Source organism: Brevibacillus massiliensis (genome assembly GCF_000311785.1).
GTDB lineage: Bacteria > Bacillota > Bacilli > Brevibacillales > Brevibacillaceae > Brevibacillus_C > Brevibacillus_C massiliensis.
The window spans coordinates 321,807-328,781 of the sequence record NZ_HE978539.1; the positions used below are offsets into that span (position 1 = coordinate 321,807).

Genomic DNA, 6,975 nt, shown 5'->3' on the forward strand with positions numbered 1-6,975 from the left:
TATCCCCTATGAGAACCATAGGGGATTTTTCTTGAGGAGTTAACGCGTGGCAGCGTGGGTTTTGGTCATTTCTGTAGAAGGGTGCCCGCCAAAGCTGCGAATCAACTTGTCAACATGCCCATCGTAACGGGCAGAGGAGGTGCTGGCTGCATGAGTTGCTACGCGATTCATCTCCTGAATCATGGACGGGTTGTCGGTCACGTATACCCTAAACCAGCGCGGTGAGACAGACAGAGCGTTCATACGCACTTTGGCGTTGGCCGCTTTTTTGTCTTTGGCCTGGTTGTTGACGCCGACAAAGATTTCCTTATCTGTTACGAGAACAGATGAACTGTTTACACCTGGTACACTGGAGGCTACATTTCCCACTGCTTGCGCCAAAGCCTGACGGTCAACGTAGACGGTATGCGGAGCTACCGTGGTGGCTTTCAGGTGATTTCGATCCACCGTGGCATACCCCAACCGCGTGTTATAACCGCCGCGATCGGTCCCGGCCACACCTGAGGTGCGAAGCCCGGAACTTTTATAGATGGAACCGTCGGTGGCCGTCCTGCCAGTCGTCCCGTAGGAGGTAGTGCCAAACGTGCTGGGAAAGGCCGTACCGGTCGTTCCGTACGTACCGCTTGTCCCGGTGCCATAGGTCCCCGTCGTGCCGTACGTACCGGTCGTACCCAGCAGTCCGGTTCTGCCGGTACCGTAGGTTGTGCCGTACTTGCCGCCAGTTCCCAGCAGACCGGTTGTGCCGGTGCCATAGGTCCCTGTCGTGCCGTACCTACCGGTAGTGCCCATCAGTCCGGTTCTGCCGGTATCGTAGGTTCCGGTTGTCCCGTACGTGCCGGTCAGGCCGGTGCCGTATGCTCCGGCAGGACCGTAAATGCCGGTGGTCCCGGTTGTGCCGTACATACCGGTTGTCGTCGTACCAGTTCCATAGGTACTGGTCCCGTATGTTCCCCTGCCGGCCATTCCGGTCGTCCTGGTGCCGTCATAAATGGCGTTTTGAACGTTGTTACGGGTCGTCATATCGTTGGGACGCGGGTAGGTTAAACCGCTGGTAGCGTAACCTCCGTACGCATTGTTCCGGTAAATGGCTCGACCATCGTAAGCCGTGTTCTTGTAGGTTGACGTACCGTAGGGCTTATTGTAGTTTGGGCCGGCTGCAGGAGAACAAGCAGTTGCAAGCAGTGCAATCGCAGCGAGTGTACCGTAAAGCCATGTTTTTTTCATTGTTGCACCTCCTGGGTGTAGGTTGCCCGTTCGGTTGAAGGTGTTTTCGTGGGAATTTTATGTCCTGCGCCTGAAAATGTGGTAAGATGATTGCAGATTGTTCTCGCCAAAGGAGGAGCCATGTTGTTTCGTTTGCAATCTGGCACATACGAGCTCGTTGAAGAGCATCGCGATGGATGGAATCCGGAAATTTTTAAAGAACGCTACAGTGACATACTGGATAAATACGATTACATCGTGGGGGATTGGGGTTACGGGCAGCTGCGGTTGAGGGGGTTTTACGACGATGCCAACCGCAAAGTTCCCTTTGAACAAAAAATTGCCGTCCTGGACGAATACCTGCAGGAATTTTGCAATTTTGGCTGTGCCTACTTCGTGCTGCGGAAAGTGAAGTCTTCCGAGCCAGGTGTTGCCGGTACGTCGTCCGTAAGCAGCAGCGAGCCGGGTGAAACCGGGGGCTCCGGCGACAAGTCAAGCAAGGGCCTTGAGCCTTCGAGTCAGACCAGGTACACGCGCCCTCACGAGCAGCGCAAAGCCAACCAATTGCGGCCCCGTGAACGACAGGAGGGCTCTGGTGAGCAGCGCTCTGCCTACACGGAAAGAAACACGCGGCAAGCCCGCACGGATACGAAAGAGCGCGGCGGGGTTCGGCAGGACAGAAACGGAAGAACGGAACGCTCTTTTCCCAACGAGCGCCGAGGCGGGCCTGCCAACGGGCGCGGTGTGCGGAATAAATAAAAAACAGACTCGTTCCAAGACGTGCAAGGAACGAGTCTGTTTTTTTAAGGGTTAGACCCAGTCTGCCCCTTCGTCACTCTGGACGGCAACCGATTGGGCGCTGGGCTGATGGCTTGGATGGGCGCCTGTTGGACGGGAGTAGCCTGGATAGGGAGAATAGGGCTGCCCGGGATAAGGAGAGACCGGATAGCCGCCAGGGAATCCTGGATAACCGGGATAGCCGGGATAGTTGTACCCTGGATAACTGGTGCCGGGGTATCCTGGATAACCGGGATACGTGCCTGGGCCGCCGGGATAGCTGGAGCCAGGCCAGCCAGGGTAGCTGGAACCCGGATAGCCGGGGTAGCTGTATCCGGGATAGCTGGAACCGGGGTAGCCAGGGTAGTTGTACGGAGAGGTATACGGCTGGGAACACCGGTCCCGTCCCCAGTAGTTGTCATTCATGCCCCTTCCTTGCCAATGGGTGGGGACAGCACCATATGAACTTTCTGGAGTTGCTGAAAATTGGGAATGCACTTGTATCGACGCTCCTCACATAGTAGTTAAGTTTTGTATGCGGTATTATACGGCGGGTATAGGCATTTAGCGATTTGTCCTGCAGGAAATAGGCGCTTCAACAGAAAAGAGCTGTTCTCCGCTTTTTCGCGGGAACAGCCCTTTCCGTATCCTTCAGTAGATCATTCGTTCCAAAAATGCCTGCAATTCTGCCGCTTCCGCCTCGGAAATGTTAAAGGCGAATGCAAGGTATCCCTCTTGGCGAAGGTCGTCCTCGCCGATGATTGCGCTTCGGCCGTTTTGGATATTGACGACGATTTTTTTACCGTAAAACCGATTGGTCGTCATAATGGCCAGGTCAAACCGGGTCGTCTCACCGATAAAGCTGACAAAGCGCGTACGGGTATCCTCCGTTTCATCGTACAAATAGTGAAAGTCATGTTCCACGTGTCCACCTACTTCCATACGAGATTGGGTTTACGTTCCAGATTGTGCAGGGCACGGATAAAACGAACGGTTTTCGTCTTCGCCCGCATCGCGATGGAATGGGTCTGCACCAGATGGTCCCCCAGATTTTCCATGTGCTCTTCCTTGGCTGAATTACCGGATGTAGTCGGTACTATTGTAGCACATGTGGACTCGCACTGATATCACGAATCGATTCGCGTTGGCGGAGGCGGAGTCTGTCGCTGCTTGCGCCGCCACAGCCAAAGGAGGATGACGCCGGGTATGCAAAGCAGGATCAGAATCGGCAGGGCTCCGGCGAAGAAGATGATCAGAGCGTTGAAGAAGGCAATGATAGCCAAAATGCTTCTGTTCAAAGCGAGCCAGGCCTTGTTCCAGGTACCTTCGTCAGCTACTTCGCTCAGTTTGGCCGTCCCCTTTTTTTCCGCGATGGACAGGGTAATGGTGGCAAAAGCGACGTGTTCGTCCAGATAGCGCATGCGTCCCTTGATCTGTTCGATCTCTTCCTGCACCTTGCCCAGATCGTTCGATATCTTCAATAGATCCTCTGTCTTCTTCGCCTCCGCAAGGAACTGGGTCAGCCGTTCCTCTACAACCTGTTTGGCTTTTAACCGGGAAGAGAGGTCGACGTATTCTTCTGTTACGTCCTGCCCGGTTATCGATCGCTCAGGCACCTTGACAGCCAATTTTTCGATTTCGCTCAAAAAGGACTGGTACCCTGTTTGCGGCACGCGCACGACGATGGTTCCGCCTTTTTCCTGATCGCTTTCGTAATCCTCCGCGGAGAGGATGTACCCTTGATGTCGGGCGATAGCCGCTTCCAATGCGGTGCGGGTATTCCGATAGTTCTCCACCTCCAGGCGCAGATTGGCCGTGTAGATCATTTTGCGGCTGACGGCGCTTGGCGGCAGCGCACCGGATGCTTCCGCTTCTGCTGATTGGTTCGGTGCCGGGGCTGCCTCCTGTGCCTGGCTGCGGGCCGCGTCAGCGACATGAGCCGCCGACTGGGACTGTGATTCGGTACTGCCGGCACTGCTGTCCTGACCGGAAGATGAACTGCAGGCGGGTAAAAGCAGTGCGGAAAAGAGGAGCAAACCAGACAGCCAAAGAATCCCTATTCGTTGCTTGCCCATGAAAAACCCCCTTAACATACTCTTTTGTTTTTCATGTTGACGACCAAAATGTGGCAACGTTTCACAAAACGGTCATGACCGTTTTGTGGACCGCAAGCGGTCACATTCATGTTTTATGAAAAACGTCGAGACGTTTTTCACAGAAAACGTTGACGGATGATTGTCGCGTCTCGGTGATTTGTTATACTATTAGGCGAGAGAAAGAGGTGACTGCCAGGATGAACAGTGCCGAGGCCTTGGGAACGGGTGGAATTGTATTGCTCGCCTTAGTGGCAACCTTCGTCGGATTGTTGATGTACGGAAAATGGGCGTCGAAAAAAAGGCGGCGGTAAACGCCAACAGGCAGGGGGATGTACAGGTGTACAATGTCGACACGAATAGAATAGAAGAAGTGCTTGCATACATGGAGCGGTCGGTTGAACTGCTTCGCGGATTGGCAGCTCGGGAGGACGCGCAGCTCATGGCCGACCCGGTCGCGATGGCAGCGGCAGAACGGGGACTCCACCTGTCGCTGGAAGCGATAGCGGACGTGGGGAACGCCCTGATTGACGGTTTTATCATGCGGGACCCGGGCAGTTATGCCGATATCGTCGAGATCTTGCGCGATGAACGAGTGATTGACGACGCTGAGGCCAAGGTCCTGACTGACGTAGTGGCTTTTCGCAAACAGCTGGTGATCGAATATACGCAGGTGCCGGCGCTTGACATGCTCCGGTTGATCCGCAGCTCTCTGGACACTCTGGCTCAGTTTCCAGTACGGGTGCGGAGCTACCTGAAAGCGGAACTGTTTTAGCCCGGACCCCATTTATAAACAAATTTCTTTGTTTAGTTTACTAAAGGGAGTGGGTAGAGTAAAATGAGTAAAAAAGGGTGGTGAACAAGATGCCAAATGAACAGACATCCACTCGCGATCAGATTCTTCACATGTTGAAAACCAAGGGGTCACTCCCTGTTAGTGATATGGCAGCCGAACTGGGGATTACGGAGATGGCGGTCCGCCGCCACTTGAATACCCTGGAGCGCGATAATTTAATCAAGTCCACGTTGGTGCGCCAGGCTATGGGGCGCCCGACCAGCGTGTACTCACTGTCACTTCAGGCGGACGAACTGTTTCCGCGAAATTATCACGACCTTACCCTGGATTTTTTGCATGATATCCGCGAGACAGAAGGGGTGGAGAAAATCGAAGCGCTTTTCCGCCGCCGGGAGGATCGACTGGAACAAAAGTATCGCCAAGAAGTGACCGGAGATCTGGAAAGCCGCGTTACCGCTCTTGCCGAGCTGCAAAATCAGCGGGGGTACATGGTGGAGTGGGAACAGGTTGACGATGAGACCTACTATATGAAAGAGTTTAACTGTCCGATTGCCCAGGTAGCCCGTGAGTATCTGCAGGCGTGCAGCTGTGAATTGTCGCTCTTCCAGCGGGTATTGGAGGCAGACGTAGAACAGACATCCTGCATGGCAAAAGGCGGAGAGAATTGTGTCTACCGGATTAAGGCTCGGACGGAAAAAGGGGCATAATCAAAAAATCGGACCCACTCTTAGCGAGTGGTTTTTTTCGTGAGGGGGAAGACAGATGAAACAGTATCAGGGCTACTTGCTCGATTTGGATGGAACCATTTACCGCGGTAAAAAGGTCATTCCCGAAGCGATTCCCTTTATTTCGCAGCTGCGGGAGGAGGGGACTCCTTTCCTCTACTTGACCAACAACTCGTCAGCGCTTCCCGAAACAGTCGCCGAGCGGCTTACTGCCATGGGACTGCCGACGGAAAAGGAGCAAGTCTACACCTCCAGCATGGCGACGGCAGCCTATCTGAGGGAGCGGGCCGATCGCGGCACCCGCATGCTTGTCATCGGTGAGACGGGACTTCGCCATGCCCTTGAAGAGTCGGGCTTCGTGCTGGACGAAGACAATCCCGCATACGTGGTGGTGGGCATCGACAGGGCGTTCACCTACGGAAAATTGTCGGCGGCGGCACGGGCCATCCGCGGCGGCGCAGTGTTTCTGGCGACGAACAGCGATCCCGCCTTGCCGATGGAAACCGGGCTGGAGCCGGGCAATGGTTCTCTGGTCGCAGCCATATCGGTCGCCTCCGGCGCAAAGCCGGTCGTGATCGGCAAACCGGAAAAGCTGATTGTCGACTATGCCCTTGCCAAGTTGGGGACGCCGCGCGAGCAGACGATCATCGTCGGGGACAACCTCCATACCGATATCGCAGCCGGTAAGAACAGCGGGATGGACAGCCTGCTCGTCCTGACCGGATACTCAACCGCGGCTGATGCAGCCGAAGCGGCAGCCAAGCCAACCTATATCGCAGAAAATGTATGGGCTTGGCGCGAGCAGATGAGGTCCGGGGTCTAGTCTTCCAGCGCAGCTGCTTCCTGGTCTTCTTCCTCCAGCCGGTGTCGGTGGGCGAGCCGGCTGGAGGCGGCGGCCGCAATCGCTCCCACGAGGTCGTCGAGGAATGTATGAACGCCGTTTTTCTTGTCATTCAGTTTTTGCAAAATCCCGTGTTTCAGCTTATCCACGTAGCCGTAGTTGGTAAAACCGATGCTTCCGTACAAATTGACAATGGCCAGGGAAAGCACTTCGTCTACCCCGAACAGGGACTCGTCTCCCTCCAGCATTTCCTGCAGCGGGGAGAGAAGTTGTTTTTGTTCAGCCAGGATATCCAGCTGAATCCCGGTTAAGAGGGCGTTTTGCACCTCGCGTTTCTTCAGGACCGCCTGTACGCTTTCCATGCACTGTTCATTGGTCAGGTTCGGAATGTACGATTCTTGTAAAAAGTGGACAATTTCCGCAATTGCCTCTATGGTGACTCCCCGCTGTTCCAGAAGTTCAACGGCTTTTTTGTAGACCACCTGGCTATGTACATGTTTTTCAGCCATAGAAATAACTCCTCTCTGTTCGCTGCACAAG

9 protein-coding genes and 1 pseudogene are annotated in these 6,975 nt (G+C 54.6%); 4 read left to right on the forward strand and 6 right to left on the reverse strand.

Annotated elements, in window-relative coordinates:
- Positions 1 to 39: 39 nt before the first annotated feature.
- Positions 40 to 1,224: a YhcN/YlaJ family sporulation lipoprotein gene (locus HGBM_RS28925; RefSeq protein ID WP_019121429.1), complete on the reverse strand. Its 1,185-nt coding sequence runs from the start codon at positions 1,222 to 1,224 to the stop codon at positions 40 to 42.
- 123 nt (positions 1,225 to 1,347) lie between these two features.
- Between HGBM_RS28925 and HGBM_RS31685 the strand changes: the two genes are divergently transcribed.
- Positions 1,348 to 1,962, forward strand: a complete 615-nt coding sequence (locus tag HGBM_RS31685) for a YutD family protein (protein WP_245552958.1) — start codon at positions 1,348 to 1,350, stop codon at positions 1,960 to 1,962.
- A 51-nt stretch (positions 1,963 to 2,013) separates the two neighbouring features.
- On the opposite strand, the gene HGBM_RS31210 is transcribed toward HGBM_RS31685, so the two are convergent.
- From HGBM_RS31210 to HGBM_RS12450, 4 genes and pseudogenes are all read right to left on the reverse strand, one after another.
- Positions 2,014 to 2,406, reverse strand: a complete 393-nt coding sequence (locus HGBM_RS31210) for a hypothetical protein (RefSeq protein ID WP_175578002.1) — start codon at positions 2,404 to 2,406, stop codon at positions 2,014 to 2,016.
- A gap of 225 nt (positions 2,407 to 2,631) precedes the next feature.
- Positions 2,632 to 2,904: a DUF3055 domain-containing protein gene (locus HGBM_RS12440; RefSeq protein ID WP_019121432.1), complete on the reverse strand. Its 273-nt coding sequence runs from the start codon at positions 2,902 to 2,904 to the stop codon at positions 2,632 to 2,634.
- Positions 2,905 to 2,912: 8 nt separating this feature from the next.
- Positions 2,913 to 3,029 (reverse strand): annotated as a pseudogene (gene glpX / locus HGBM_RS32090) (fructose-bisphosphatase class II); the annotation flags it as partial.
- A gap of 78 nt (positions 3,030 to 3,107) precedes the next feature.
- Positions 3,108 to 4,055: a DUF4349 domain-containing protein gene (locus HGBM_RS12450; protein WP_019121434.1), complete on the reverse strand. Its 948-nt coding sequence runs from the start codon at positions 4,053 to 4,055 to the stop codon at positions 3,108 to 3,110.
- A 358-nt stretch (positions 4,056 to 4,413) separates the two neighbouring features.
- Here HGBM_RS12450 and HGBM_RS12460 point away from each other — a divergent pair, with 358 nt between their 5' ends.
- The 3 genes from HGBM_RS12460 to HGBM_RS12470 all read left to right on the forward strand — a co-directional run bounded on the left by HGBM_RS12460 (position 4,414) and on the right by HGBM_RS12470 (position 6,417).
- The gene (locus tag HGBM_RS12460; protein ID WP_019121436.1) at positions 4,414 to 4,848 is read left to right on the forward strand and encodes a DUF86 domain-containing protein; all 435 of its coding nucleotides are present in this window, start codon (positions 4,414 to 4,416) and stop codon (positions 4,846 to 4,848) included.
- Between the two features lie 89 nt (positions 4,849 to 4,937).
- Positions 4,938 to 5,576: a helix-turn-helix transcriptional regulator gene (locus HGBM_RS12465; protein ID WP_026074374.1), complete on the forward strand. Its 639-nt coding sequence runs from the start codon at positions 4,938 to 4,940 to the stop codon at positions 5,574 to 5,576.
- Positions 5,577 to 5,631: 55 nt separating this feature from the next.
- Positions 5,632 to 6,417, forward strand: coding sequence for a TIGR01457 family HAD-type hydrolase (locus HGBM_RS12470; protein ID WP_019121438.1), 786 nt, complete (start codon positions 5,632 to 5,634; stop codon positions 6,415 to 6,417).
- Here the strand turns inward: HGBM_RS12470 and HGBM_RS12475 are convergent.
- Positions 6,414 to 6,944, reverse strand: coding sequence for a phosphatidylglycerophosphatase A family protein (locus tag HGBM_RS12475; RefSeq protein ID WP_019121439.1), 531 nt, complete (start codon positions 6,942 to 6,944; stop codon positions 6,414 to 6,416). The genes HGBM_RS12470 and HGBM_RS12475 overlap by 4 nt on opposite strands.
- Positions 6,945 to 6,975: the final 31 nt, after the last annotated feature.